Origin of the sequence: Paraburkholderia caledonica NBRC 102488, from assembly GCF_000685095.1 — a bacterium.
Lineage (GTDB): Bacteria > Pseudomonadota > Gammaproteobacteria > Burkholderiales > Burkholderiaceae > Paraburkholderia > Paraburkholderia caledonica.
The window spans coordinates 1-24,804 of sequence record NZ_BAYE01000025.1 but is presented as its reverse complement, the minus strand read 5'-3'; the positions used below and the strand labels follow the sequence as shown (position 1 = coordinate 24,804).

At 62.6% G+C, this 24,804-nt stretch carries 18 protein-coding genes and 5 pseudogenes; 7 read left to right on the top strand and 16 right to left on the bottom strand.

Annotated elements, in window-relative coordinates; all coding sequences use genetic code 11:
* Positions 1 to 60: 60 nt before the first annotated feature.
* The 7 genes from BCA01S_RS29710 to BCA01S_RS29680 all read right to left on the bottom strand — a co-directional run bounded on the left by BCA01S_RS29710 (position 61) and on the right by BCA01S_RS29680 (position 8,409).
* A complete protein-coding gene (locus tag BCA01S_RS29710) occupies positions 61 to 930 on the bottom strand; it encodes a MetQ/NlpA family ABC transporter substrate-binding protein (RefSeq protein WP_027780023.1) in 870 nt (289 codons plus the stop codon).
* Between the two features lie 29 nt (positions 931 to 959).
* Entirely contained in the window at positions 960 to 2,012 is a 1,053-nt protein-coding gene (locus BCA01S_RS29705) for an aldo/keto reductase (protein ID WP_027780022.1), read from the bottom strand.
* Positions 2,013 to 2,048: 36 nt separating this feature from the next.
* Positions 2,049 to 3,674, bottom strand: coding sequence for an ABC transporter substrate-binding protein (locus BCA01S_RS29700; protein ID WP_027780021.1), 1,626 nt, complete (start codon positions 3,672 to 3,674; stop codon positions 2,049 to 2,051).
* A 39-nt stretch (positions 3,675 to 3,713) separates the two neighbouring features.
* On the bottom strand, positions 3,714 to 4,781 hold the full coding sequence (locus BCA01S_RS35545; RefSeq protein WP_042319892.1) for an ABC transporter substrate-binding protein: 1,068 nt from the start codon (positions 4,779 to 4,781) through the stop codon (positions 3,714 to 3,716).
* A gap of 46 nt (positions 4,782 to 4,827) precedes the next feature.
* Positions 4,828 to 6,036 carry an LLM class flavin-dependent oxidoreductase gene (locus BCA01S_RS29690; RefSeq protein WP_027780020.1) on the bottom strand — a complete coding sequence of 403 codons (1,209 nt, stop codon included), beginning with the start codon at positions 6,034 to 6,036 and terminating at the stop codon, positions 4,828 to 4,830.
* A 59-nt stretch (positions 6,037 to 6,095) separates the two neighbouring features.
* Positions 6,096 to 7,058 (bottom strand): aliphatic sulfonate ABC transporter substrate-binding protein, encoded by a 963-nt coding sequence (locus tag BCA01S_RS29685; protein WP_027780019.1) that lies wholly within the window; start codon positions 7,056 to 7,058, stop codon positions 6,096 to 6,098.
* A 94-nt stretch (positions 7,059 to 7,152) separates the two neighbouring features.
* Complete coding sequence (locus BCA01S_RS29680; RefSeq protein WP_341807759.1) at positions 7,153 to 8,409, bottom strand: SfnB family sulfur acquisition oxidoreductase; 1,257 nt, start codon at positions 8,407 to 8,409, stop codon at positions 7,153 to 7,155.
* A 411-nt stretch (positions 8,410 to 8,820) separates the two neighbouring features.
* Between BCA01S_RS29680 and BCA01S_RS29675 the strand changes: the two genes are divergently transcribed.
* The 6 genes and pseudogenes from BCA01S_RS29675 (at position 8,821) to BCA01S_RS36600 (ending at position 15,818) form a co-directional block, all read left to right on the top strand.
* A complete protein-coding gene (locus tag BCA01S_RS29675) occupies positions 8,821 to 9,402 on the top strand; it encodes an OsmC family protein (protein ID WP_027780017.1) in 582 nt (193 codons plus the stop codon).
* 10 nt (positions 9,403 to 9,412) lie between these two features.
* On the top strand, positions 9,413 to 11,002 hold the full coding sequence (locus BCA01S_RS29670; RefSeq protein ID WP_042319866.1) for an ABC transporter substrate-binding protein: 1,590 nt from the start codon (positions 9,413 to 9,415) through the stop codon (positions 11,000 to 11,002).
* Between the two features lie 138 nt (positions 11,003 to 11,140).
* Positions 11,141 to 12,503: pseudogene (locus BCA01S_RS35540) on the top strand (LLM class flavin-dependent oxidoreductase).
* Positions 12,504 to 13,398: 895 nt separating this feature from the next.
* Positions 13,399 to 13,629: pseudogene (locus BCA01S_RS37495) on the top strand (filamentous hemagglutinin); the annotation flags it as partial.
* Between the two features lie 186 nt (positions 13,630 to 13,815).
* Positions 13,816 to 15,183, top strand: coding sequence for an MFS transporter (locus tag BCA01S_RS29650; RefSeq protein ID WP_027780013.1), 1,368 nt, complete (start codon positions 13,816 to 13,818; stop codon positions 15,181 to 15,183).
* A gap of 29 nt (positions 15,184 to 15,212) precedes the next feature.
* Positions 15,213 to 15,818, top strand: a complete 606-nt coding sequence (locus BCA01S_RS36600) for a carboxymuconolactone decarboxylase family protein (RefSeq protein WP_052369527.1) — start codon at positions 15,213 to 15,215, stop codon at positions 15,816 to 15,818.
* A gap of 148 nt (positions 15,819 to 15,966) precedes the next feature.
* Here the strand turns inward: BCA01S_RS36600 and BCA01S_RS29640 are convergent, their stop codons facing one another.
* The 9 genes and pseudogenes from BCA01S_RS29640 to BCA01S_RS29610 all read right to left on the bottom strand — a co-directional run bounded on the left by BCA01S_RS29640 (position 15,967) and on the right by BCA01S_RS29610 (position 24,704).
* On the bottom strand, positions 15,967 to 17,340 hold the full coding sequence (locus BCA01S_RS29640; protein WP_027780012.1) for an LLM class flavin-dependent oxidoreductase: 1,374 nt from the start codon (positions 17,338 to 17,340) through the stop codon (positions 15,967 to 15,969).
* Positions 17,337 to 18,110: an ABC transporter ATP-binding protein gene (locus tag BCA01S_RS29635; RefSeq protein WP_027780011.1), complete on the bottom strand. Its 774-nt coding sequence runs from the start codon at positions 18,108 to 18,110 to the stop codon at positions 17,337 to 17,339. The genes BCA01S_RS29640 and BCA01S_RS29635 overlap by 4 nt, the downstream gene beginning before the upstream one ends.
* A complete protein-coding gene (locus BCA01S_RS29630) occupies positions 18,110 to 18,988 on the bottom strand; it encodes an ABC transporter permease (protein ID WP_027780010.1) in 879 nt (292 codons plus the stop codon). Before BCA01S_RS29630 ends, BCA01S_RS29635 begins: the two co-directional genes overlap by 1 nt.
* Positions 18,989 to 19,007: 19 nt before the next feature.
* Positions 19,008 to 19,844, bottom strand: a complete 837-nt coding sequence (locus BCA01S_RS29625; RefSeq protein ID WP_027780009.1) for an ABC transporter permease — start codon at positions 19,842 to 19,844, stop codon at positions 19,008 to 19,010.
* A gap of 13 nt (positions 19,845 to 19,857) precedes the next feature.
* A complete protein-coding gene (locus BCA01S_RS29620) occupies positions 19,858 to 20,925 on the bottom strand; it encodes an ABC transporter substrate-binding protein (RefSeq protein ID WP_027780008.1) in 1,068 nt (355 codons plus the stop codon).
* 42 nt (positions 20,926 to 20,967) lie between these two features.
* Positions 20,968 to 21,909, bottom strand: a complete 942-nt coding sequence (locus BCA01S_RS29615) for a TauD/TfdA dioxygenase family protein (protein ID WP_027780007.1) — start codon at positions 21,907 to 21,909, stop codon at positions 20,968 to 20,970.
* 373 nt (positions 21,910 to 22,282) lie between these two features.
* Positions 22,283 to 22,410, bottom strand: a pseudogene (locus tag BCA01S_RS39655) (IS110 family transposase); the annotation flags it as partial.
* Between the two features lie 837 nt (positions 22,411 to 23,247).
* Positions 23,248 to 23,468: pseudogene (locus BCA01S_RS38745) on the bottom strand (DDE-type integrase/transposase/recombinase); the annotation flags it as partial.
* 357 nt (positions 23,469 to 23,825) lie between these two features.
* The gene (locus BCA01S_RS29610) at positions 23,826 to 24,704 is read right to left on the bottom strand and encodes a hypothetical protein (protein ID WP_156955106.1); all 879 of its coding nucleotides are present in this window, start codon (positions 24,702 to 24,704) and stop codon (positions 23,826 to 23,828) included.
* On the opposite strand from BCA01S_RS29610, the pseudogene BCA01S_RS39240 reads away from it, so the two are divergent.
* Positions 24,704 to 24,804: pseudogene (locus tag BCA01S_RS39240) on the top strand (IS6 family transposase); the annotation flags it as partial. The gene BCA01S_RS29610 and the pseudogene BCA01S_RS39240 sit on opposite strands and share 1 nt — an antisense overlap.

The window sequence follows — 24,804 nt, the reverse complement described above, 5'->3', positions numbered from 1 at the left end:
AACTGATCAGCGAAGACGGCGCGTTGGCTACCCCACGCGCGCCGTCTTCGACACTCGCCCTTACTCGCTACCGAAATAGGCTGGCAACCGGAATCCGTCGTAGAAGTGATTGCCACGGATCGCCTGCTGGAACTCCGCCGACTGATACGCCTCGACAATATCCTGCGTCGGCTTCGCGCTTCGATTCGCGGCCTTCACGACCACCTGGTTGATATACGGCGGCGTCATCTGTTCGAGCGCGAGCGCATCGGTCAGCTTGTGACCGCTGAAAATCGCGAAATTGCCCTGAATCGCAGCATAGTCCACGTCGTCGAGTGCGCGCGGCGCCTGCGCCGACTCCAGCGGAACCAGCTTGATGCCGGCCGGATTAGCGATGACGTCGCGCTCGGTTACGTCCACCGGATTCGAATTCGGTTTGATTTTGATCCATCCTATCCGTTGCAGAATCTTGAGCGCGCGTTCGAGATTCACCGGATCGTTAGGCACCGCGACACGCGCGCCCGGCTTCACCTCGGCTAGCGAACGATGGCGCGTCGAATAGAGTCCCATTGGCGGCGTTGGCACTTGCACCACACCGACCAGGTCGGTCCCGTTGCGGTCGTTATATGACTTCAGGTAGACCTCGTGTTGCATCACATCCGCGACGATTTCGCCACGATAGACGGCCTGGTTCGCCTCGAGCCCGGTGCTGAACTCGATGTATCGGATCGTGTAGCCCCTCCTGCGCAGTTGCGGCTCGACGCCCGCCTTGAATTCGTCCGCATAGGGTCCGGGAACGAAGCCGACGCGCAGTTCGCGCGCTACGGTCTTGTTGTCGGCACTCGTGGCGGCAAGCACAGGCGCGTCGATGGAACCGGCCAGCAGCAGCGCGACGAGCGCAGCGCCGACCATCTTGCGGTGGATAGGTTGTAAAGCAATGCGTTTGTGCATGACGGTGGATTGCGAAAGAGTGAATGGAGCTAGCTGCGTTGGAGCGGAGCGTTGCCGTCCTGCGTTGTGTCGCCATGACGAACAGGACGCCCGAAGAACGGATGCCCCGGATCGTTGAAACCCGGCGTTGATGGATGGCCCGTGGTAACGAGCGAATCGACGAATGCTTCGTCTTCCGCGCTCAAGCGGTAGCGGAGCGCCGGCAGATAGTCCTGCCACTGCGCCTCGGTGCGCGGACCGGCAATGGTCGAGCTGATGTAGCGGCTATTGAGCACCCACGCGAGCGCGAATTGACCCGCCGACAGTCCGCGTGCCCGCGCGTGCTCATGCACTCGCCGTGCCAGTTCGATCGATTCGGGCCGCCACTCGGTCTGATGCAGACGCCTGTCGCTGCGGCCCGCGCGCGTGTCCGCATGAGGCGTCGCGCCGGGCTCGTATTTGCCAGTCAACACGCCGCGTGCGAGGGGACTGTACGAGATCACGCCGAGACCGTAGCGATACGCCGCCGTCAACTGTTCGGCTTCGGCCTGACGGTTTGCGATGTTGTAGAGCGGCTGACTTGCGACCGGCGCGTCGAGTCCGAGGGTCTGCGCCGTATGCGCAAATTCGGCGATCTTCCACGCCCGATGATTCGACAGGCCGTAGTAGCGCAGCTTGCCAGCGCGAATCAGGTCGTTCAGCGCGCGCACGGTTTCTTCCACAGGCGTCTGATGATCTTCGCGATGCAGGTACAGCACGTCGATATAGTCGGTGCCGAGGCGCGTGAGGCTCGCTTCGACCGCGCATGTGATGTGTTTGCGCGACGCGCCTCGCGCGTTCACATCGCGCTCGTCGAGCGGGTTGGCGAATTTTGTCGCGAGTACCCAGCGTTCGCGCTGCGCGGCAATCGCGCGGCCCACTACGCGTTCCGATTCGCCTTTGCCGTAGACATCCGCGGTGTCGATCGAATTGACGCCTTGCTCCAGCGCCTGGTCGATGATGCGCGCGGAGGTGGTTTCGTCGGTCAGGCCGCCGAACATCATCGTGCCGAGCGTGAGTGCGGAAACCTTGATGCCGCTGCGGCCGAGTTGTCTGTATTCCATATGAGTGCAGTTCCGTCAGAGTGAGTCGAGGTCGTTTCAACGTTGCAGCCAGACGTCGGCGAAGCTCGCCGATACGCCGTCCGGGCCAGTCGTATGGTTGTGAACCGCGCGCGAGTACACGGTCAGGTATTGCGGCGCGACGAGGTTCAGATCGGGCAGGTCGCGCTCCAGAATCTGCTGGATCTGCGAGAAAAGCTGCTTGCGCTTCGCCTCGTCCGTCTCCTCGGCTACCTGTGCGAACAGTTGGTCGATCTGCGGATTGCTGTAGTGCGAGCCGTTCGTGAACGGCACGCCGCGCCGGAAGTTGTCGGTTGTGTAGAGGCGCGCGACGCCGACCACGGGATCGAACAGATTGCTCATCCCGTTGATCGAAAAATCGAAGTCGCGGTCGGTGTAGATCCGCTTCAGATACGCGGGCAGGTCCTGGCTGCGCACGGTGACCGCAATGCCGACCCGGGCGAGCGCCGACTTCACATAGGCGGCGGTGCGAGTGGGCAACTCGCCGATCGGCAACGGATCGACCGTCAGCGCGAAACGTGTGCCGTCGGCCTTGCGCGGAAAACCGGCCGCATCCAGAAGTGCGTTGGCATGTTCCACGTTGTACGGATACGGCGTGGGCGCTGGGTCGTAATAGGGGTTCGTCGGAATGATCGGGCTGGCGAGCGGCGTTGGGTAGCCGTAGAAAATCACTTTGCGAATCACTTCTCGATCGATCGCCGATGCAATCGCCTGGCGAACCTGCAGATTCTTCAATACTGGATTGTCGAGGTTGAATTCGATGCGGGTGACGCCGGCCTGAAACTCGTAGCCGCGCGAGTCGAGTGCGAGCTTCGGGCTATTCTTCAGCCGCGCGAGGTCGGACAGCGGCACCGGCGTGTCGCCGCTCAGATCGATCGAGCCGTCTTCGAAGGCGACGGTACGCGCCGCAGGATCGGTAATGATCTTGACGACGATCTTGTCCAGGTACGGCTTGGCTTTGTCCCAGTAGTCGTCGTTGCGCGCGTATTCGACGTAGCTGCCGCGCACCCATTTGACGAAGCGGAACGGACCCGTGCCGATCGGCGCGTTGTTGGCCGGGTTGGTCAGCGGGTCGGTGCCTTCGTACAGATGCCTCGGCACAATCGGCGTCTCGGACGAAGAAAACGCCTTGATCAGATATGGCGCGGGCTTCGACAGCGCGATGACCACCGTGTACGGATCGGGCGTCGTAATGGCGGTCACATTCGCGAAGGTGGTTTTGGCGCGGGGATGCACCTGCCTGAGCGTCTGGAGCGAATAGGCGACAATGGCGGAGGTGAACGGCTGGCCGTCGTGCCATTTTACGCCGTGTCGCAGATGGAACACGTACTTTCGGCTGTCGTCGCTAATCTCCCACGAGGTGGCTAGCGACGGCTTCGGCTGAAGCCGGAAGTCGTATTCGAGCAGTCCTTCGACAACTTTCGGGCTCACCTTCAGCACGTTGGTCGCGGTCGTGGCGAGATCCACCAGCGCGGTCGGTTCAGGTGTGACGACGAAGTTCAGCGTGCCGCCGCGAACAGGCGTCTGCGCGCTGGCGGATGAGGACGACAGCGAGACCAGCAGGGCGGTGCCGAGTCCGAGCGCGCTGCGAAACAACGAGGTGGCACGGCGACGCCGCGCCGCCTGCGAGATGAGAGCAAGCATCTTACGGTTCGATAGAAAGAGAAAAGAAATGGCAGCGCCTCAGACGGAAGCCGATGCCGATGCCGTTGCATCACGTCGCGCCCGCGCACCGCGCAATGGCTCGGGGTCGATCCACGCGTCGAAGTCGAAGTCGGTTGGAATGAAGCCGGACGTGAACAGGAACTGCTTGAAGTCGGAGAGCGCCGAGAGTGCCTGAGGATCGAGACCGATCTGCAACTGTCGATGCAATCCGCCGGGATAGGCACGCTGAACCCAGTGTTCGGCGCTGCGCGTTTCGCGAGCCACATAGTGCGAGACTTCGTTTGCGTGGCCTTGCGCCCACTCGCCCGTATCGAGCGTGCGCGCGAGTACCCGTTCGACCAGGTCGGGGCGCTCACGCAGCAATTGCGCGTCCACGGTCAGCGGGCGCGGCGTGCCGTTGTTCGCGTGTAGCAGCCGGTTCGGTTGTGCGCTGATATCCACGAGGATCTTTGCATTCAGCAGGTTGGCGATATCGAGTCCGGTCGCCCCTTTCACGAACACGACATCGGCTTCGCCGCGCAGCAACGCTTCGGCTTCGCGCGCGAATTCGTGCGAGCGCTGCGCGTCGAGCCAGGTCGCGAGCGGCGCGTCGATGGGTGGTTTGGCGTCTTCGAGCCCGCGCGGCGTATGCGGCAAATCGACGAGCTGGACGTCCGCGACCGTTGCACCAATCGCCCCGAGCAGCGAGCCGAAGCCGCGTAGCGCGGTCGCGCGGTCGAAATCGACGACGCTTGCGCGCGTATTACGCGGCAGGCCGAAGCGGCGACCCGCGAGCGCGTCGGCGCTTGCATGCAGTTGACGGTCGAGCGTGATCAGCGCCTGGAATTCGTCGACCCACGTCAGGCCGATCAACCGCGTATCGCTGCCTTGCGAGCGCGCCCACAGGGCGGGGATGTTGCCGCCCTGGCGAAACGACCACGGCTGCGTATGCGTGAAATGCGAGCGGCGAATAGCGGGGTCGTCGGCGTCTTGCAGCGCCTTGACGTCGATGCCATCGGCGGCGAATTCTTCGTCGAGCCAGCCCTTTTGTACGGCAATGCCGAACGGCGTGGGGGCGGGGCAGCGGGTGTACCAGAGTCGGCTCATGCGTCTCACCATGAAGTAAGGAGAAAGCGGGGAACGGGTTTCCAGATCAATGGCGCAGACCGGCTTCGCGCAATAACGGCAGCACGCGTGCGCCGAAGAATTCGAGGTCCGGCTCGAAATCGAAGAAGCTCAATTGCACGCCGTCGATGCCCGCTCGATGAAGCCGCACAATGTAGTCGGCGATCTGCTGCGGCGAACCGACAATCGAAATGTTGCCGCCCACCGCCCGCGCGGCCGCCTGATTGCGCTGTTCGGCGTTGCCGCGCCAGGCGTGCGCGTCGCTCTCGAAGCGATGGAAGCTGCCTTCGTCGCCGTGCGCGATGATCGCGTCGCGATAGGCCAGCGCTTCGGCCGCCGTTTCGCGGCAAATCACCATGGGATTGATGAGCGTGCGGATCGTGCGGCCGTACTTCGCGGCGGTGGCCTTCACCCGCGCCGTGTGTGCGGGCAACGCGGCGAGCGCGGCTTCGATTTCCGAGCCCGCCGGACTCGTGATGAACACCACGTCGGAATAGCGGGCGGCGAAGTCGATGCCCGCATCGGAGCCCGTCGCATTGACGAGCAACGGTCGGCCGAATTGCGGCTTCGGCGTGACGAACGCCTTGTCGAGCCGCCAGTTCGACAGCGGCGGTGCGAAGCTGAAGTTATCGGGCTGCGCCCACAGCTGTTGCACGGCGTCGAGGAACTCGCTTGCCAGTTCATAGCGGCGATCGTGCTCAATGCGATGCCAGCCGAACATCTCGTGTTCGACGGCACGATGCCCCGTGACCACATTGATGCCCCAACGTCCCTTCGAAATGTGATCGAGCGTCGCGCAGAACTTCGCGAAATGCAGCGGATGCCACGGTCCGTACAGCACATGGCTCGTCGCAACCAGGATGATTTTTTCGGTGCGCGCGGTCATGGCTGCGAGCGACATGAAGGAGTCGAGCGCCTGGCCGTTGAACACGCCGCCGTAGCCGCCTTTGGGCAGCCACTGCGAGAGTGCGAACACCAGATCGAAACCGAGGCTTTCGGCTTTCTGCACGAGCGCCAGGTTGTAGTCGAAGTTCCAGTCGGTGGTGCGCGGCAGCGTCGATGCGCTCCAGCCGCCCGCCTGAATCGGCAGGAATAGCCCGAGCAGCAGCGGCTGTTCGAGTGCGCGCGCAACAGGACTGTCAGGGAACCCGGCAGGCGAGCGCACCGGCACGAAAGGTGTGGCGTCCGGCGCTTGTCCTGATGCTTGCGGTGCGGCGGCGAGAATGGTGTCGGTCATTGCGGTCATTGCGGTCATCGGTATAAAAACGTGGCAGTTCGGCTCGGGCGTTGCGCGTGTCAGGTCTCACCCTTCCACACGATGTCGCGCACATTCACCTTCTTTGGAATCAGGCCGAGCGCGAACAGCCGGTCCGCCGTGTTCTGCTGCGCATCGAGCAGCGGAGCGTCGAGTGCCGTCACGTCGAAGCTCGCATTGCGGTTCACCAGCGCCATGACGTCGGGCGCGATGCCGGTCGCGCTGGCGAGCGCGGCGGTGACCTCGGCGGGATGCGCTTTCGCCCACGCGGCAGCCTCTTTTGAGCCATCCACATAATCTCGGACCAGTTCAGGATGAGCGGCGGCGAAGCTGCTGTTCGCGAGCAGGAAGCCGGAAGTGGGCTTGATGTCGCCGGTATAGGCGAGCACGCGCGACGGCGTGCTTTGCTGCGCGATCGTGAAGTAGGGGTCCCAAACCACCCACGCGTCGACGTGGCCGCTGTGATAGGCGAACGCGGCGTCGGCGGCGCTCAGCGAAATGCTGTCGATATCCGTGAGCCGCACGCCATTCTGTTCGAGCGCTGCGGCAATGAGATCGTGCGAACTGGAGCCCTTCGCGTAAGCGACTTTCTTGCCGCGCAAGTCGGCGAGCTTGCGAATGCCGGAGCGTTCGTTCACGAGGATGCCCTCGCTTTTCGGCCCGGATGGCTGCGCGGCGATGTAGTCGATGCGTCCGCCTGCTGCCTGCTGGAAAATGCAGCCGACGTTGCCGGAGTTGCCGAATGCGATCTGTCCCATGTCGAGTGCCTGCAACAGCACGAGGCCGGATGGAAACTCCAGCCAGTTCACCTTGACCCCGCGCGGCTCGAAACGCTTTTCGAAGACCTTCAACTGGCGCGCGACGAGCGGTATGCCCGTCTTCTGAAAACCGAGCGTGATCGTGTCCGGGGACGTGGCCGTGGCGAATGCCGGGCGGATCGGTGCAATCAATGAAGATGCGGCCAGCGCGGCGCCGGCGGCAAGAAAGTGACGACGTCCCGGCATGCGGGTTTCTCCAGGGCAATGAGTGAGGCAGATGAAAGACGGCTCGCGCGCCGCTCGCGGACATTCGCCAGGCGCATGGTGCTGCCGCCGAACGTCAGGTCTTGCCGGTGGCCGGCGGCCGCACACCGTTCAGATAGAAGTCGCCGATTGCGGCGTACTTCCAGCGCACCGGGTCATGCACCGTATGTACGCGGGCATTTCGCCAATGCCGATCGAGGTTGAAGGACGGATGCGTCGAACGAGTGCCGGCCAGTTCAAAGAGTCTCGTGCTGGCTTCGAGCGCAATTTCGGTGGTCAATGCTTTCGCTTGCGCGACCGCGATTGAAGCCGCAGCGATGGAGTCCGGAGTGGTATCGGCGAGGCAGCGGTCGATCTCGCGGCCCGCGCGCTCCATCAGCGCTTCTGCCGCGTGCAGTCGCGTGACCAGTTCGCCGATCTGGTGAATCACATACGGATCGCCGCCGAGCGCGGCGCTTGCAATCGGCGAGGCGCCGGATGGCGAGCCCGACGCCGCGTCGCGTTCGCGAATGAACGCGATGGTCGCGTCGATTGCGGCGCGCGCAATGCCCGCATCGATTCCGACGTGGCTGATCTGGGTCACCGCGTTTTGCGGCCAAAGCGCGTAGCTCTGGTGAATGGGCAGTACGTTGAGCGCGGGCAACCAGACGCGGTCGAGGATCACCGTCCCGCTGGCGGTGGTCTTCTGACCGAAGCTCTGCCAGTCGTCGATGATCTTCATGCCAGGGTATCCGGCTGGCACGACGGCAACAATGCGACGGCTTTGCTCGTCCAGGCCGATCGTCGATACATAGTCGGCAAACAGGGCGCCGGTCGAATACAGTTTCTGACCGGACAGAGTGAAACCGTCGCGCACCGGCAAGATGGTCATAGCAGAAGCGCTCGATTCAAGACCGCCCGCATAGACGTTGGCATCCACGTTCGCATTGCCGAAGCGCGCGCCGCGCAGAATTTCGCCGAGAAAGAACGAGCGCTGTTGCGCATTGCCCGTCTTCCAGATCCAGAACACCGCACTGTTATGGTTCTGCTGGATCTGGGCAATCGACGGGTCGGCGGCGGCCAGAATCGCAAACACCTGGGCGACTGTCGCGTAGGAAACTTGCGCGCCGCCATACTCCCGCGGCACCGTCATCGCCCACAAGCCGGCTTGCGAACACGCGTCGAGTTCCTTGACGGGCAAGATGCGTTCGCTGTCGCGGCGGGCGGCATCCACCGCAAAACGTTCGGCGAGTACCTGCGCGGTGTGAAGTGCTTCGTCGTCAGAGCGCAGCACGTGTGCTATCGAGTCGCCACGCGGCTTTGCACGAGCAATGTCATGCGGCGCATTCTCCAAAGCGTGAGCGGTCAAGGCCGACTCCGGCAAGAACCCTTCACAAACCCGGTCGCTGCGGACGGTGTTCTGTCGGGCGAGCAGCCACGCGAGCGCCCTGTGTCGTGAATAAGCGCCCATGGCGCGAAAAAGCCGGTCGTAGCGGACATATCCGATGCTGTGACATACGAAGTTGAGGGTCGGGCGTCGCATTCGGCCGAGCGCACCGGAGCCATCAAAACTTACCGGCAAGTCAACTGATCGGACAACGAACAATAATTTCTATCCTTATCTACTTGCGAGACTTTGCCGCGCCGGAAATAACGCAAAAGCGTAAGCAAAGAAGAATCGCTTGGTTCGCGCATACAGAGTGGCTGGCTATGCTGTGCAGCGTATTCGCCCTGTCCAGTCACCGATTCATTCAACCACTCATACATGACGACGCTCAACGAGTACCTCGTGCAGAAGCGCGCCGCCTGGCTTGCGAAACGCGAAGCCGCGCGCAACGATCCGAACCTCAAGTCGAACCGGCTCAAGGCTAGCGTGCGTGCCTTGGGACGCAGCGGCGTGCGCGAAATCCGCATCCGCGATTTTCAGGTAATCAGCGACAGTCCCGCCGATTTCGCCGGCTACAACCTCGGGCCCGCTTCGCCGGAATTGCAACTCGGTGTGCTGGGAAGTTGCCTGACGCATATCACGCTTATCCAGGCTGCGGAGCGCGGCCTGCGGATCGATTCCGTCGATGTGGAAGTGACGGGCGAGCAGCATCCGCTTGCGCAACAACCGGGCTTCGAGCACGTGCCGATCTTCCCTCATAACATCCGCTATACGCTCGATATCGTCTCGCCCGAGCCAGCGGACGCGATTCGCGCGCTGCACGAGGCGGTGGAGGCCGTGTGTCCCATCTACAACCTGCTGACGCAGCCGCAGGTGATCGTCGGTGAATTGCGACACGCCAGCGTGACACCAGAGTCGGAATCAGCAGCGCCGCAGCATGCCGCCACGTCAGCTCTATAAAAGGACAACAATGAAATCGACACACGGGGCACGCGCGATCCGGCTCGTCGCGCTACTGGCGAGCGCATTGATCGGCATCGTGCCCGCGGGCGCGAGCGCCGCGCCCGACCATGGTGGAACGCTAACCTGGCTCGTTACGCCGGAGCCGGCGTCCATTGTTCCTCTCACTACCACGGCTGGCGGCAACGCGGAGATCGGTCCCAAGGTAGTAGAGGGGCTTCTGACCTATGACCTGAACCTGAACCCGAAGCCGCTGCTTGCCACTTCCTGGGTGGTCAGCCCGGACGGACTGCAGTACCGGTTCAATTTGCGTCGCGGTGTGAAGTGGCATGACGGCAAGCCGTTCACTTCCGCCGACGTCGCCTTCTCGATCCTGACGCTGAAGCAGGTGCATCCGCGCGGGCGAAGCACCTTTGCCAACGTGACCGACGTGAAAACGCCAGACCCTTACACCGCAATCATCGAGCTTTCCAGGCCCGCACCGTTTCTGTTGACGGCGCTCGCGGGCACCGAGTCGCCGATCATTCCAAAGCACCTATACGTGGGCACTGACATCGCGGCAAGCCCGTACAACAGCGCGCCGGTCGGCACGGGTCCGTTCGTATTCAAGTCATTCGCGCACGGCAGCAGCATCGTGCTCGAACGTAATCCGGAGTATTGGGACAAGCCGAAGCCTTACATCGACAGGATTGTCGTGCGGTTCTTGCCGGACGGCGCAGCGCGCGCAGCCGCGTTGGAGTCGGGCGCTGCCAACCTCGGCGATCAGGCCATTCCGCTATCGGACGTGAAGCGCTTTAGCGCATTGCCGAACTTCAATGTCGATACAACGAACTGGGCGTACAACAACAATCATCAGCAGTTAATCTTCAACCTCGACACACCCGTTCTGAAGGACAAGGCGGTCCGCAAGGCGATCTCGCAGGCGCTCGACGTCAACGCGCTGAACCGTGTGGTCTGGTATGGCTATGGTCAGGTGTCGGCCGCCGCGATCGGTACGGCGAACACGAAGTATCACAACGCCGACATTCACTACTTTCCATACGACGTCGCACAGGCGAACACGGCACTCGACGCAGCGGGCTATAAGCGCGGGCCGGATGGCAAGCGCTTCAAACTGCGCCTGTTGTACAACCCGTTCCAAGACCCGCGCGCGGCGGATTTCGTCAGGCAGTCGCTGGCGCGAATCGGAATCGACGGCGAGATCGAAAGCTACGATTTTGCCACTTATGTGAAGCGCGCCTATACCGATCGCGCATTCGACATCACGCTCGAAGCGCTTTCCAATACGTTCGATCCGACCGTCGGTGTGCAGCGCGTGTTCTGGTCGAAGAACTTCAAGATCGGTCTGCCGTTCTCGAACGCCGCACACTACTCGAATCCGGAGGTAGACCGGGTGCTCGAGGCGGCCTCCGTCGCCACCGACGATGCCCAGCGCCGTCAACTCTTCATGCAGTTCCAGCAGATCGTGCACGACGATATTCCGTCGATCGAATTCGGCGCCAATCCGAGCATCACGATTTCGTCCAGGAAAGTGCAGAGCTACGCGCCGGGCGGCGAGGGCATACGCGGCAGCTTTGCCGACTTGTACATCGAACGCTGAATCGCCTGTCTGCCTGCCTGTCGATGCAAACCGAACGGGCGGTGGATGTCGGGCTCGCGCATCGCGCCGAAGTGCAAGCTGGCGCGCGCAGCCGACAGCATCGCCCGCCCGTCATCCGAAGCACACTTCGCACACACCATGAGCCAACGAAAAGGACAGCTGCACCTCGGCGCGTTTCTCTATCCGACCGGGCATCACATCGCCGCGTGGCGTCATCCGGGCAGTCACGCGGATGCGGGACGCGACTTTCGGCACTACGTCCGGCTTGCGCAAGCCGCTGAAGCAGCAAGGTTCGATCTGGTCTTCCTCGCGGACGGCTCGGGAACGCGTGGCGACAACGTCGACTTCCTGAGCCGCACAGCACACAGCTATGTCGCGCAGTTCGAGCCGCTCACCCTGCTCTCGGCATTGGCTGCCGTCACCGAGCGAATCGGCCTTGTCGGCACGGCGTCGACGACCTTCAACGAGCCGTATCACATTGCACGCAAGTTTGCGTCGCTCAATCACATTAGCGGCGGGCGAGCGGGCTGGAACCTCGTCGCGTCGTCGAATGCACACGAAGCGAAGAACTTTGGCTTCGACGAACATCTCGCTCACGCGCGCCGCTACGAGCGCGCGGTGGAATTTGCGGAAGTGGTCGAGGGGCTGTGGGACAGCTGGGATGAAGGCGCGTTCGCGCGAGACAAAGCGGCCGGCCGTTATTTCGATCCGGCAAAGCGTCATGTGCTCGATCATCGCGGCGAATTCTTCAACGTGCGCGGGCCGCTGAATGTCGAACGCTCGCCGCAGGGCAGGCCGGTCGTCGTGCAGGCGGGCTCTTCGGAAGCAGGCAAGGCGCTCGCGGCGCGTACCGCCGAAGTGATCTTCACCGCGCAGCAAACTCTGGACGACACCGTTGCGTTCTACGCGGACGTGAAGGGCCGCCTCGCGCAGTACGGACGCGACGCGGACGATCTGAAGATCATGCCCGGCGTGATGCCGATTGTCGGCGCGACCGAGCAGGAAGCGCAGGACAAGTCCGCCGCGCTACAGGCGCTGATCGACCCGGCGGTCGGACTTGCATTGGTGTCCGGGCTTGCGGGCGGCTTTGATCTGTCGGGTTATCCGCTCGACGGGCCGATTCCGGAAATGCCTGAAACTAACGCAAGCAAGAGCCGGCAGTCGTTGACGCTCGAACTGGCGCGGCGCGAGAACCTGACCATCCGCGATCTGTATCTCCGCGTGGCGGGCGCGCGGGCATTGGCAACTGGTCGGCACGCCGCAGCACATCGCCGATGCGCTCGAGGAACGCTTCGTCAACTTCGGTGCGGACGGCTTCAACGTGATGCCGGCGCTGTTGCCTGACGGCCTCGACGACTTTATCAGGCTAGTGTTGCCGGAATTGCGGCGTAGAGGACTCTTCCGTTCGGAATACGAAGGTACGACGCTTCGCGAGAACCTGGGCTTGCGGCGGCCGGTATCGCGTTATCAGCGGGATCAGCGGAAGACTGCTGACGTTTGATGCTTCGCCGTGCTTGTTGGGCACCGTGCGCCAGGAGACGGCTCAGGGAGGGTAGGGAGCGCGGCGCGGGCGTCCTGAAAGAGCTCACTATTCAAACCGCCGTGTTCCGTCACGCAAGCCGGGAATACATCCTGGCCGGCCCATAGGTCCGCCAGGGTGGTTTTCACGCAGGGCGGCGAGTCCGGCTTCGAAGTCCAGGCGGAGTTGCCAAGTTAGCAATCGTGACCGCACAGGTCATTGCGGCGTATGTACGGCATCGACGCCGCTGCCAACAGACAAGCGTCCTCTATGTCACTTCACAAAGCGACCGCGCGTCAGGACTTGCAGCATGCCGGAATACCCGAATTTGGCCGGGCAGTTCAGATATCTATGAAGTCCGAAAAGGACACTGCCTAGGTCGAGCGATCCCACGGCACGCTCGACCACGTGCGCGGTACAGACGAAGCCGTCGCCGACCTCCGCCACGGAGCGGCGTCCGTTGCTGAACAACGGCTCACAAGTGTAGTGGTCCAGTTTCCTCGGACAGGTTGATAGGCGGACAATCCAAATCGACGAGGAAAAGAGCAAGATGACAAGAAAGCGCCGACAATTTGACGCCGGCATCAAGCTGGAAGTAGTACGGGATGGTGCGAGACCGAAGGCTATCGGTCAGCGAAGTACGCAGGTCGATGGACCTTGTTTAGACAACCGTGCGCCGCTGGGTGGCGGAGTGTGATGCGGAGGGTGGCGGCGGCCCCTACGAGGGCACGCCCGCGGCGCGCCACGGTCATGTGCGATTCGTCACGGGGGCCGAAGGGCAGATAATTGTCGCGGGCAGCAGCTCGACGGTATGTGGCACAGCATCGCGCGGCTCGTCGAGTGACTCATCCATCCTTTCCGATCAATCTCGTCCACGGTCGGCGGAGTCTGCGAGTACTGCACCGGACTTGGCAGCGACGTCTACTGGAACACCGAAACGACCGGACAGACGAAAAGCGCCGGGAATCTACCCGCGTCGAACGGCCTGACCACCGCGCAGATGAGTGACCCGACGAGTTTCGTCGGCTGGAACTTCGGCAGCGACGGCGCCTGGGAGATGCCGGCAGGCGCGACCCATCCGGTGTTGCGCTGGCAGGTCGAGCATTGAGCGGTGACGGATGCCCGGCTTCGTGCGCGGATCACGAAGCCGGCCAACACCGCCATCGCATGCATCGTGCATACGTCATGACACGCCGCTGACTTTGCAAAGCACAAACGCTTGTTAGGCGGCGCGCCGCTTTGGTGATCAACTGTCGTCCCCGGACTTGTCCGCACGTCACGAATCGCCCTTGGCATGTCATCACTACCCGCTTCTCCGTCCGCGCAAAACAATACGGCGCGCGTCGCATTCGCCGCATTCGTCGGCACCACCATCGAGTGGTACGACTTTTACATTTACAGCACGGCGTCCGCGCTGATCTTCAGTCACACGTTCTTCCCCCCCGCAACGAATCCGCTCTGCGGCATTCTCGGGTCGTTTGCCGCGTACGGCGTCGGCTTCTTCGCGCGCCCGCTCGGCGCGGTGTTTGCCGGTCATTTCGGCGACCGCATCGGCCGCAAGCGGGTGCTCGTGTTCTCGCTCGTGTTGATGGGTGTCGCCACGCTACTCACCGGTTTATTGCCCACTTACGCGTCGGTCGGTCTGCTCGCCACCGCGCTGCTCGTCGTGCTGCGTCTGTTGCAAGGCGTCGCGACCGGCGCCGAATGGGGCGGCGCCTCGCTGCTGTCGGTGGAACATGCGAAGCCGCGCACGCGGGGGCTGCTCGGCTCGTTCACCCAGGCGGGATCGGCGGCGGGCATGCTGCTCGCGTCGGGCACCTTCCTCGCGGTGCGCTCGTCGCTGTCCGCGGACGCCTTCAACGACTGGGGCTGGCGCCTGCCGTTCCTGTTCAGCGTGGTGCTGGTGGCGGTCGGCGTGTTCGTCCGCTCACGGATCGAGGAGCCCGCGCCGTTCGTCGCCGCGCAAGCGGAAGGCCGCATCCGGCGCGCGCCGGTCGCCGACGTGCTGCGCCATCATCGCCGCGCGCTGTTCGTCACGATCGGCTTGCGGCTGCTGCAACCGGCGATGTACGCCATCGTCACGACCTACGCGATCAGCTATCTGAATCTCAAGCGCGGCGGCGCGTCGTTTGCGTTGAGCGCGGTGATCGTCGGCTCGGCGTTCGCGGTCATTGCCACGCCGCTGTGGGCTGCGCTCTCCGATCGCATCGGTCGTCGCCGTCCGGCGATCTGGGCAGTGGTCGGCATCAGCCTGCTGGTCTGGCCGTTCTTCTGGTTCCTCGATCACGGCGATCTGCGCTATCTGCCGCTGGTCTTTGCCATCGAACTCGCCGTTTTCGATGCCGCGATCTACGCGCCCGGCGCGGCGTGGTTCGCCGAGCAGTTTCCCGTCGAAGTGCGCTACAGCGGCATTTCGCTCGGCTACCAGATCGGCACGTTGCTCTCGGGCGGCCTGACGCCGTTCGTCGCGGCCGCGCTGCTGGCGGCCGGCGGCAACGCGCCGTGGCTGATCTGCGCGTACATTAGTTCGCTCGGCGCGCTAAGCCTAATCGCCGTGCTGGCCGCCGCCGATCCTGCGCGCCGCGCGAATCGGCGTGCCCAAGCCGGGCAAGCGGAGCAAGCCACGCTGCCCGCTGAGACGGCCGTCGCGGAGTCGCGTTGAGCGCCGTCGTCAATTACAGGAGAATCATCTTGAGTCACAGCCGATCCCACGCCGAAGAAGCGCGCATTCTCGCCGCGCTGGAGCGTCAGTACGCCGGGCCAAAAGCGTTTCGCGCACTGTCCGCGCCCGTCTGGAAAGCGGGTGCGCTGAGTGAGAAGGACAAACATCTGGCCGCCGTCGCGATTGCGCAGATCACGCGGTGCGCGTTCTGCATCGAGCATCACGCGGAACTAGCGCGGCGCGGCGGAGCGAGCGTGGCCGAAGCGCTCGCCGTCAGTTATCTGAGCGCCGCGCTGGAATCGCTCGGCGATGCGAACGTGTCAGTCGAAGCGGACAAGCTCGTGATCGCGGATGACGCGAGCGTCGGTCAGGCAATCGCCGCAGCGCGGTCAACTTTCGTTCAACAGGTGTTCGACATCGACGCGTTGACCCCCGCATTCGTATGGATCACGGCGGCGGCTGCGGCGTACACACAATCGAGCGACGCGCGCCGCCGGGTATTCCACGAGCAGGCGCTGCGTCAGGGCGCATCGGCCGAAGCGCTCGACGAGGCGTACGCGATAGCCGTCGTGCTGCGAGCAGGCGCTGTGTACGCGCACACGCTGCATGTGGTCGATGCGTTCGGTGATAGTTGAGGTTGAGAGCGGAGGTCAGCAGATTCGCCCCAGCCGATGAAGCTAAACGCAACTTGCCGATTGCAACCTCGAACTCAACCTCAGCCTCAACCTCAACTCCAAAGAACCGAGACCGGCCTACGCTAATGACGAGGTCGGCCGTTCACAATCAAGCGCGTCTCTGTCCCGACGCTGCCGCCCACCCTTCGTCACGTTCAATCGCGTAACGGTTCGCAGGACGGCGCAGACCGAGATTCTCGCGCAGCGTCGCGCCTTCGTATTCAGTGCGGAACAGCCCGCGCCGTTGCAGTTCTGGCACGACCCGGTCCGCGAACTCGACAAGCCCGCCCGGCAGCCACGGCGACATGATGTTGAAGCCGTCGGCGGCCTCTTCCTCGAACCACTGCTGCAACTGATCCGCAATGCTTTCCGGCGTGCCCACCACTTGCCGATGTCCGCGCGCACCGGCGATCCGCAAATACAGATCGCGAATCGTCAGATTCTCGCGGCGCGCGAGATCGAGCAGCAGCTGCTGACGGCTCTTGCCGCCATTCGTCTCCGGCAACTCCGGCACGGGGCCATCGATGGGATACGGCGAAAGATCGACGCCGCCTGCCATTTTCGACAGCAGCGACACGCCCACCACCGGATGAATCAGTGCCTGCAACGCGGCGAACTTCTCTTCCGCCTCTTCCTGCGTGCGGCCGATCACCGGAAAAATGCCCGGCATGATTTTCAGATCGTCGGGATGACGGCCGTAACGCGCAAGACGTCCCTTCACGTCGCGATAAAACGACTGCGCCTCGTCGAGCGTCTGATGCGCGACAAAAATCACCTCGGCGGTTTGCGCGGCGAGATCGCGTCCCGCTTCCGACGCCCCCGCCTGCACGACGACGGGCCAGCCTTGCGGCGTGCGCGCGACATTCAGCGGCCCTTTCACCTTGAAGTGCGCGCCGCGATGATTCAGCGCGTGCAGCTTGTCCGGATCGAAGTAGACACCGCTTTCCTTGTCGCGCAAAAACGCGTCGTCTTCCCAGCTGTCCCAGAGGCCTGTCACGATGTCGTAGAACTCCCGCGCGCGCTCGTAGCGCACCGCGTGATCGAAATGATGATCGAGGCTGAAGTTGTGCGCTTCCGCTTCGCTGCTCGACGTGACAAGGTTCCAGCCGGCGCGTCCGCCACTCAGATGATCGAGCGACGCGAACTTGCGCGCGACGTTATACGGCTCGTTGAAGCTCGTGGACACCGTCGCCGTCAAACCGATGTGCTTCGTCACGGCCGACAGTGCGGACAGCAACGTGATTGGCTCGAAGTGATCGGCACGCGCGGTGCGCGAGAGCGAAGCGAGATCCGTGTCGCGCACGCCGACACTATCGGCGAAAAATATCGTGTCGAATTTTGCGCGCTCGGCAATCTGCGCCAGCTCCGCGTGGTGCGCGAAATCGAGTCCACCGGCGGCGTGCGTGTCCGGATGACGCCACGCGGCGATATGGTGGCCCGTCTCCATCAGGAACGCGCCCAGCTTGATCTGACGTTGGCTCATAGTTGTTCAGGCGTAAGTGTCGGTTTCTCGCCGAAACCGGCGAGCAGTTCGTCGCGCAGCGCGACGCAACGAGGATCGGCGCGATCGCGCGGACGCGGCAGGTTCACATCGGCAATGCGCTTGATGCGTCCTGGTCGCGGCGCCATCGTCACGACACGATCGCCGAGATAGATCGCTTCGTCCACGTCGTGCGTGACGAGCACCATCGTGATGCGCTCGTGTTCCCAGATGTGTTGCAACTCGTTTTGCAAGCGCGCACGCGTCAGCGCGTCGAGCGCACCGAACGGCTCGTCGAGCAGCAACACGCGCGGCCGGTTCACGAGCCCACGCGCGATTGCCACGCGTTGCGCCATGCCGCCCGACAACTGATGCGGGTACGCGTTCTCGAAGCCTTCGAGCCCGACGAGCGCAATATGCTCGGCGACCGCCTTGCGCTTTTCGTGCAGCGACAGCGGCGCATTGCGCAACGCCGCGAGCACGTTCTGCGAAGCGGTCAGCCACGGAAACAGCCGATGATCCTGAAACACGATTCCCCGTTGCAGCGACGTGTCGCGCACGCGATCGCCCGCCACGCGAATCTCGCCGCTGTAGTCGGTGTCGAGTCCGGCCATGAGGCGCAGCAACGTCGACTTGCCGCAACCGCTCGACCCGAGCACGCTGACGAATTCTCCCGCGCCGATTCGCAGCGAGATGTCGTCGAGCACGGGCAGCGTCGCGTAATGCTTGCTGACGTGATTGATCTCCACGCCTTCGAATACTGCAGTCGTCATCAAACGTTCTCCTTCAGAAGTGCACCACCGCCGCGACGCTTCAACACCGCGCGTTCGGCCGAGCGGGCAAGCGCGCTCAGCAACGAGCCGACCACGCCCACTACGACGATCCCGAACAGCACCAGGTCCATGCGGAAATTCTCGCTGCCGTCGATCAGCGTATTGCCGATCCCGCTGCCCGCCACGAGCAGATATTCTGCGCCGAGCGTGGCGAGCCACGAATAGATCAGCGCGAGATAGAGGCCTGTGAAAATCGACGGCAACGCGGCTGGCAGAATGATGTGCCAGACAAGTTGGGCACGCGAATAGCGAAACACGCGCGCCGCTTCGACATAAGCGCGCGGCACGGCATGAATGCCGTCGCATGTATGCGCGGCGACCGGGAGCAAGGCAGCGAGCGACAGGAACACGACCTTCGCCGCATCGCCGAGACCGAACCACACCGAGATCAGCGGAATCCACGCGAACAGGGAAATCTGCTTGAACGTGTCGAAGCTCGGACCGATCACGCGCGTGGCGACACGCGACAGTCCTAAAGCGATGCCAAGCGCGAGTCCGAGCAGCGTGCCGATCGAAAAACCGCTCGCCTCGCGCGCAAGCGAGGCGCCGAGCGCCTTCGCGATTGCGCCGCTCGTCACCTGTTGCAACGTCGTGTGCCAGACTTCGGCGGGCGTAACGAGCAAGCCGCTCTCACCTGTATGCAATGCGCTGACCGCCCACCAGATCGCAAACGCAGCCGTCGGCAAGACGAGGCCACGCAGATCGGGCAGACGCTGCAAGCGCTTTCTGAGCCGTTGCAGCGTGGGCCACTCAACCGCTTCGCAACTGCATTTTGGCGGCGTGTTGCGCGGCAGGAAGATGTCAGCGAATCGGGTCATCGTCGTGGTCTCCAATCTTTTAGCGGAACGCCGACGGCACGCCGCGCCGCAACCGCCGTTCAAGCGCATCGAGCGCGCAGTTAATGGCGAAGCCAATTGCGCCGACCATCACCACCGCCGCCATTACCAGATCGAGCTGGAACAGTTGCCGGCCGTAGACGATCAGATAGCCGAGCCCTTCCGACGACGCCACCAGTTCCACGACCACCAGCGCGAGCCACGATTTGGTGAACGCGAGCCGCACGCCGGTTGCGAGCGTCGGCACGGCGGACGGCAGCACCACATGGACGATGCGTTGCCAGCGCGTATAGCCGAACACGCGCGCCGCTTCGTCGAGCGTGACGGGCGCGCCGCGAAAGCCCTGCAAGGTGCTGAGCGTGACCGGCACCAGTGCGGCATGCGCGATCAGGATGTACTTCAACGGCTCGCCGACGCCGACCAGCAACAGCAGAAACGGCAGCCAGCCCAGCACCGGAATCTGCACGATCGCGTTGAAACTCGGCAGCACGTAGGCCTCGAACGTACGCGACAAACCGAGCGCCGCGCCGAGCGCGAAACCGGCCAGCGCCCCCGCAAGGAAGCCGCACAGCACGCGTTGCAGGCTGATCAGTGTGTTGCTCAGCAGATCGCCGCTTTGCACGAGATCGGCGAACGTGGCGTACACGCGTGCGGGCGGCGGCAGGATCTGCGGTGCGATCCAGCCTCGCTCGCAGCCGATCCACCACAGCGCAAACAGCGCGGCGGGCAATGCCCACGGCGCGAGCGTCCAGCCGAGCGCGCGCCAGCGCCGCGCCGGTGTGGGAGTGGAAGTTGATGCACTCGCCGTGTCGAATTCGAGGGTGACGGTGTCGCTCATCGGCGCTCTCCGGTTAGCCGAGCGGCTTGCCTGCCGCGTCGTATTGCGTCCATTCGTGTTCGAGCTTCAGCGTGCGCAGCGCCGTGTCGAGGTAACGCGTTTCGAACCAGCCGTCGACCTGCACCGGCTGACGGATCAGCTTCAGTTTCAGCGCGTCCTGCGCCACCGACTTGTAGCGCGCGACGATGAACGGATCGACGAGCGGCGAGTTGCGCGACTTCAGCGTGCCGGGCGGGAACTCGGCGTTCCACGAGGTTTCGCTGACGCCGCTCCGCGACCACGCCTTGAACAGCGCCTGCCGATTGGCTTCATCCGACGACCATTGCGCGCCTTTGACGAAGGTCGTGACCACCCGCTGCACGATGTCGGGATGCGCGCGCTCGAAGTCTTCTGTGACGAGCAGATGTGCCTGACGCGTGAACTGCGGGCCGTCGTTCTGCGATTCGTAGATGATCTTCGCGAGGCCCTGATCGCGCAGCTTGTAGAGGCGATAGTCGCCGACACTCGCGTCGATTCCTTTCGAGGCGAGCGCAGCCAACGCGCTCGCCGTGTCGAGGTTGATCACGCGCAGTTCGCGTTCGTCCAGCCCGTTTTTCGCCAACGCGTTGTCGGCCACTGTTTGCAGATTCGTACCGCGAAACAGCGCGACACGCTTGCCTTTGAGGTCCTTGATCGAACGCACCTCGGAGTCGGCCGGCACGCCGATCTTCACGCCGACGCGCACCCCCGATTCGAGCAGAATCCGCGTCTTGAGTCCATTGGCGCGCCCGAGAACGGCCGGCAAATCGCCCTGAAACGCGAAGTCCACGGACTTGTCGGCAATCGCTTCGTTGACCGCCGGGCCCGCGCCTTTGAAGAAGAGCCACTCGACCTTGATGCCGTCGGCGGCAAATTCCTTTTCGAGCAAATATTGCTGCTGAACAGTCGCTGCCGACGACCCGCCGAACGTCGGCGGATCGCCGTTGCCTTGCTGGGCGACGGCGATGCGGATGGTCGAGGGTTTGTCGGCGAACGCGGCGTTCGCCACAAGAGCGAACGCGCAAGCGAACACGACGCTTCTGAAAAGACGCGAAGGAGTCATCGAGAAAAGAATCGGAGCGAAAAGAAAGCGCAGCGAGCGCCGTTATTGAAGCAAGGCCGCCGTTTTGAGCGGCACGCTGCGCCTGCCGTCGATCCCGACCGGCACGTCGCCTTGCACGGTCGCGCGGCGCACCACGCGACGTGCATCGCCGTAGTCGTTAATCGCGTAATGCTGCGTCGCGCGGTTGTCCCAGATCGCGACGTCGCCTTCCGCCCATTGCCAGCGAACCGTGTTTTCGAGGCGCGTAATGTGTTCGTGGAAGATTTGCAGCAAACTCGCGGAGTCCTGCGTGGACAGGTCCTTGAAGCGCTGCACGAAGTGGCCGAGCACGAGCGTGCGCTCGCCCGTCACCGGATGCACGCGCACCACCGGATGTTCGGTCTCGTACACCTTCGAGGTGAATACTTCGTGATAACGCTTGAGCTGCGCTTCATCTGCATCGACATGCGACGACGCGTAGTCGTAAGCGTTCGTATGGATCGCGCGTGCGTGGTCCGCGAACGCGCGCAGCGGCTCCGGCAAGCGCTCGTACGCGGCGGCCGTATTGGCCCAGACGGTATCGCCCCCCACCGGCGGGATCGTGATCGCGCGCAGGATCGACACTTTGGGATAGGCGTCGACGAACGTGACGTCCGTATGCCACGAATTAGCGCGTGCGCCGCGGATGGAGTCGAGGTCGAGCAGGTCCGAGCTGCCCGCATGCGAGGGAATGGTCGGGTGCGCGACCGTGTCGCCAAAGCGTCGCGCGAAGCCCTGTTGCGCCGCGTCGTCGAGATGCTGCTGCCCGCGAAAGAACAGAACCTTGTGCGTGTGCAGCGCGGCTTCGATTGCGTCGAAGGTCGGCTGGTCGAGTGTCGGAGAGAGCGTGACGCCATCGATTTGTGCGCCGATGCGGCCCGCAACGCGACGCAGTTTCAACGCTGCTTTAGCTGCATTTTTGACGCTGGCGGAAACTTCCTGATGCGCGGACTGAACCTCAGACATCGACTTTCTCCCAAGGGCATGATGAAGGTCTTATTGAAGCAGCGCGGCACGTAAAGTTGAACTGACGATTTGTGCGTCGTTAAGCTGGAGAAGTGGAATAAGCTAAGAAGCGGATGTTCGCCGCTGTAAAGCCACGCATGGCGCATGCATCGTGCATCAGTGAGCGGGGGCGGGGGCGGAACGACACCAGGAGTTTCCGTTGGCAAACGGCATTGTGCCAATCCTATGCATTCTTGTCTTATAGGCTAGGGATTTGCTCCGACGCACGCACCATTGCCTAGACAACGGTGTAGTCCCTGCGTTCGTAGTCGGGGCCGGCTGTGCTGCGATGAGCCGCACGTTCATGACTGAGCCGCGCCAGCTTGCGGGCCTAGTGACGTGGTCTGCCACAGGCCGACATGACGACACGGCTCGTAGGCCGGTTGGCGAAGAACGGTATGAGCTGGACGCGTTTAAGTGCCTTGCTGTGAATTGCGCCGGTCTCAGGTTCTGATAGTGAATCTGGAAAACGCGCTTGGCAGGATGGCAATGGTCATGGGTCCCATCTGGTTCTCCTTGACGGCAGGACTGCCGAACCCCAATGTGGCACGTTCCGGAACGCGAGGCTGCGGCGCCGGGCTGGCCGTTAAGGCGGGAGGTGACCATTCCGTCTAAATAGCCACACTCGAGAATTCGCTACTTTCACTAGGTTAAATACATAGAATATCTAACGATGTCAAAGCGATAGCAGGAAGATGATGGGAGTAGACGTTGTCAATGAGGCTCATCTTCGCTGCTATCGAGCCAACTCGAAATCTCACGCTTGCCGTAGAGCATGGGCCAGGCCAGACTCCCACTTGAGCCTCGCCCTCAATATAGAAAGTGATGTTCGGACAGCGGTGGACCCACGGCCGCAGGCTCGAAATATCAGGCTCGTATGCGTGACGGGGGCGATGTTTTGGGTGAATGCAATGGGGCCTATACGCCCGCTCGAACGCTGAGATGAATCCAACGGCGGCCTGCTTCGAGCCTTCGTCTACCAGGTAGTGTCACCTCGTCCTCTACGCCCTGCCTGGCCAGAATTGTCGGTATAACGGGCTTAGCCGTCATCCGCAATCACTACGCACCCGAGCGCGCAGCAACTCAAAGTAGTCCGCGTCAGCAGGGTGGGTGAGGGGCCGGGCGTAGCCCCTTGCATGATCATTGTGCGTAGACGCTGGCGATTCTGGTCTTTGCTTATCAGTTCGCGAATGGATTGGCTACTCGTGCCGTAGCGACGCTCGCCGACCAGTATAGCGACGTAGGGTTCTGTCGCTGTAAGGAAAGCGGGTCAAGCGAAAGTGATATGCGAAGGACAGCTTACGAAACCAACGAGGAAAATTGCTGGGCGGCAGACAGCGAAGTTCTGCCCGAAATTTCACCCGTCCTTTCTTGATCATGTGCATCAATTCGATGCCACTCAGAATGACCCGCGCGCAGTTAAAATCCTTGAACCCGAGCATCGGTCGGGTTTGGCGTTTGATCGCTCGATGGTCCTACTCCACGATGTTGTTCAAATACTTGATCTGACGAACCTTGATTAATGAATCAAACCCGCGCGAGTCGAAGCAGTGACATGGCCACCGCACCGGCACTCCTAGAGCGACATCTCAGCGCCGCAATAAAATTCTGCGAAGAACGGGAACAGATTAATGCAAACCAACGTCGTTAACATCCGATAGCTAGGACATCTTATCGCGATAGCCGCATTTTCTAGCCAACCCGCGTTCACTGCTAGCGCCGATGTAAAAATGAACCCGGTGGGGGTGCGGCCAGCGCGGTCTCGGCACCGCTTCTGCATGCTGACAGGTGAGCGTTTGCGGGAAGCCAACGCACCCCAATTCCTCGGGCCACGGCCATGCCGCTCCCCCATATCAGGATCAGACTATTACTTCCTCTCAGAGCAAGACAATCTTTTGCAGAAGGTCGAGCGCTTTCATTTCGTCCAGCCGTCCACTACGTGCTTTTCCGGCGAGCGTCTTGATCAGTGCTTCTGCGATCGGCGCAATGCCGATCAGATCGTCTAGGCTGGTCAAAGGAGCGGAACGACGCGGCTCCGTAACGACCTCGGTAAAGGAAGCCGACACGGGCAATTGTTGAGAAGCGGGCGTCGGGATTTCGCTGTCGGCTGGCTGCCTGATCGCGAGATCGGAGGGAGGCGGTGCCGGGTCCGGTTGCGCCACCGCTTCCTTCGTTTTAGCGACGATGTTGTTCTGCTTTGCCTTAGACGATTGAACGTGTCCATCGCGCCTGGTTTTTGCCGGCTTGTCCGTGGATTTGCCAGCCACCGCCGTCTCCGGCTTCGCGGCAGCGGGTAGCGTCTGCGGATTGGATGCGGGTCGACGCGATTGTGGATTGAGCAGAGCCGACACCGACTCAGGAATGTCCGTTACCACGCGCGGAATGTCGAGCCAGCCAGGTGGCAGTCCAAGAGCCTGGATAAAACGCGCGGTTTCAGTGTCATCCATGCGCTTCTGGCCATACAGACGATTGTCCAGATTAGACGCGCTGATACCGATTACCGTGGCGAGTCGCACCTTCGATCCCTTGCGGGAGGTGAGTACATGCAGGTTGGCGCGACGGATGTTCTGCAGGGCCGCCTCGTCGTTCAGCGGCAGGGATTGCTGGGCTCCCCGTTTCATAGGCGCCTTAGCTTTCGCCGCTTTCGATGAAGGCGCTGTGCCAGACTTGCCGCCGGCAGGGGTGTTTTTCGCGGTTGTGGTGCAATTCCGGCGCGTCGGTCTATTACTCTTGAGCTTTTGACGACTACGAGCCAATGAGCAAGCTGAAAGATCTCGAACGGTTGTTCAACGGGCGTCATTTCGACCGCGAAGTCATCGTCCTTTGCGTGCGTTGGTATCTGCGCTACAAGCTCAG

Coding starts and splice junctions, on each gene's coding strand:
- BCA01S_RS29685 (WP_027780019.1), bottom strand. CDS start 7,058: ATGCCGGGACGTCGTCACTTTCTTGCCGCCGGCGCCGCGCTGGCCGCA.
- BCA01S_RS29705 (WP_027780022.1), bottom strand. CDS start 2,012: ATGGAATACAGACAACTCGGCCGCAGCGGCATCAAGGTTTCCGCACTC.
- BCA01S_RS35545 (WP_042319892.1), bottom strand. CDS start 4,781: ATGAGCCGACTCTGGTACACCCGCTGCCCCGCCCCCACGCCGTTCGGC.
- BCA01S_RS29625 (WP_027780009.1), bottom strand. CDS start 19,844: ATGAGCGACACCGTCACCCTCGAATTCGACACGGCGAGTGCATCAACT.
- BCA01S_RS29690 (WP_027780020.1), bottom strand. CDS start 6,036: ATGACCGACACCATTCTCGCCGCCGCACCGCAAGCATCAGGACAAGCG.
- BCA01S_RS29650 (WP_027780013.1), top strand. CDS start 13,816: ATGTCATCACTACCCGCTTCTCCGTCCGCGCAAAACAATACGGCGCGC.
- BCA01S_RS29640 (WP_027780012.1), bottom strand. CDS start 17,340: ATGAGCCAACGTCAGATCAAGCTGGGCGCGTTCCTGATGGAGACGGGC.
- BCA01S_RS29670 (WP_042319866.1), top strand. CDS start 9,413: ATGAAATCGACACACGGGGCACGCGCGATCCGGCTCGTCGCGCTACTG.
- BCA01S_RS29620 (WP_027780008.1), bottom strand. CDS start 20,925: ATGACTCCTTCGCGTCTTTTCAGAAGCGTCGTGTTCGCTTGCGCGTTC.
- BCA01S_RS29710 (WP_027780023.1), bottom strand. CDS start 930: ATGCACAAACGCATTGCTTTACAACCTATCCACCGCAAGATGGTCGGC.
- BCA01S_RS29700 (WP_027780021.1), bottom strand. CDS start 3,674: ATGCTTGCTCTCATCTCGCAGGCGGCGCGGCGTCGCCGTGCCACCTCG.
- BCA01S_RS29615 (WP_027780007.1), bottom strand. CDS start 21,909: ATGTCTGAGGTTCAGTCCGCGCATCAGGAAGTTTCCGCCAGCGTCAAA.
- BCA01S_RS29675 (WP_027780017.1), top strand. CDS start 8,821: ATGACGACGCTCAACGAGTACCTCGTGCAGAAGCGCGCCGCCTGGCTT.
- BCA01S_RS29635 (WP_027780011.1), bottom strand. CDS start 18,110: ATGACGACTGCAGTATTCGAAGGCGTGGAGATCAATCACGTCAGCAAG.
- BCA01S_RS29630 (WP_027780010.1), bottom strand. CDS start 18,988: ATGACCCGATTCGCTGACATCTTCCTGCCGCGCAACACGCCGCCAAAA.